Genomic DNA, 1,489 nt, shown 5'->3' on the forward strand with positions numbered 1-1,489 from the left:
CGACTATGCAGAGGAAAACTTTTTTGCCAATGTACCTTTAATGTATGTTTTAACAGTTATATCCCAAGAGCAAGGCGAAAATCAATTATCCGGACTTTTCATAGGCCGTGAAAGAGAAGTTTTTGAAGAGGCAGTTAAGCTCAGTCAGGAAAAAAATATAGTATTTCTAAAAAAACCTCTTAAAAAAGTAGTGGTATATCTTGACCCGGAAGAATTTAAAAGCACATGGGTAGGAAACAAGGCTATTTACAGAAGCCGTATGGCCATAGAGGATAATGGACACCTGATCATCATTGCTCCGGGTGCCAAACAGTTTGGCGAGGATAAAGGTATTGATAGTTTAATAAGAAAATATGGATATGTAGGCAGAGATAAGATACTTTCCTTAACACATGATAACAAGGATTTACAGAATAATTTATCGGCTGCGGCTCACTTGATTCACGGTTCTTCAGATGGTAGGTTTAAAATAACCTATGCTACAGATAAGCTTTCAAAAGCGGAAGTAGAAGGTGTTGGCTTTGAATATATGCCGCTTGAGGATGCCCTTAATAAATATGACATTAGCAAATTTAAGGATGGTTTTAATGCCTTAGAAACCGGTGAAGAAATATTTTATATAAGCAATCCAGCGCTAGGATTATGGGCTTATGAAAGTAAATTTTAGTTAAGCTTTTAAGTTAGAAAGGGTGGTAATATGAACAAATCTGATATAGGTTTGATTGGGCTTGCTGTCATGGGCCAAAATCTGGCACTAAATATCGAAAGAAACGGATATAAAATCTCTGTTTATAATAGAACTTCAGAAAAAACTAAAGAATTTTTAGAAACATCGGCTAAAGATAAAAGCAGGATAAAGGGCGTTTTTTCCCTGGAAGAGCTTGTGGCATCACTTAAAAAACCTCGTAAAATAATGCTTATGGTAAAGGCCGGAACTGCAGTGGATGCTGTAATAGATAAATTAGTGCCTTTGATGGAAAAAGGAGATATTTTAATAGACGGTGGTAACTCTTATTTTAAAGATACAGTGCGTAGGGCAAAAGAGCTTGAGCAAAAAGGAATACATTATATGGGTGTAGGAGTTTCCGGCGGCGAAGAAGGAGCTCTAAAGGGTCCTAGCATTATGCCCGGTGGCTCGAAAGAGGCATGGGAACAAATATCGGATATTTTTATAAAGATATCCGCAAAGACGCCTAACAAAGCTCCATGCTGTGATTATGTGGGACCGGATGGCGCAGGTCACTTTGTGAAAATGACTCATAACGGAATAGAATACAGTGATATGCAGCTTATTAGTGAAGCCTATTTTCTCATGAAAAAGCTGCTTGGTATGACTGCTCTTGAAATGAAAGAAATCTTTGCCGAGTGGAATCAAGGGGAACTTAATTCGTATCTAATAGAAATAACCGCCGATATTTTAGGTAAAGTAGATGATAAAACAGGTAAGCCTTTGGTTGATGTAATACTTGATAAAGCAGGGCAAAAAGGC

1 protein-coding gene and 1 pseudogene are annotated in these 1,489 nt (G+C 37.5%); both read left to right on the forward strand.

Annotated features, from left to right (window positions below):
- Nucleotides 1-667: pseudogene (locus BUC45_RS10575) on the forward strand (D-mannonate epimerase); the annotation flags it as partial.
- A gap of 30 nt (nt 668-697) precedes the next feature.
- Nucleotides 698-1,489: NADP-dependent phosphogluconate dehydrogenase (gene gndA / locus BUC45_RS10580; protein ID WP_296972228.1), on the forward strand; the 792-nt coding region annotated here is incomplete at its 3' end.

The organism is Tepidanaerobacter sp. EBM-38 (genome assembly GCA_001896545.1).
In the GTDB taxonomy this organism is placed as follows: domain Bacteria; phylum Bacillota; class Thermosediminibacteria; order Thermosediminibacterales; family Tepidanaerobacteraceae; genus Tepidanaerobacter.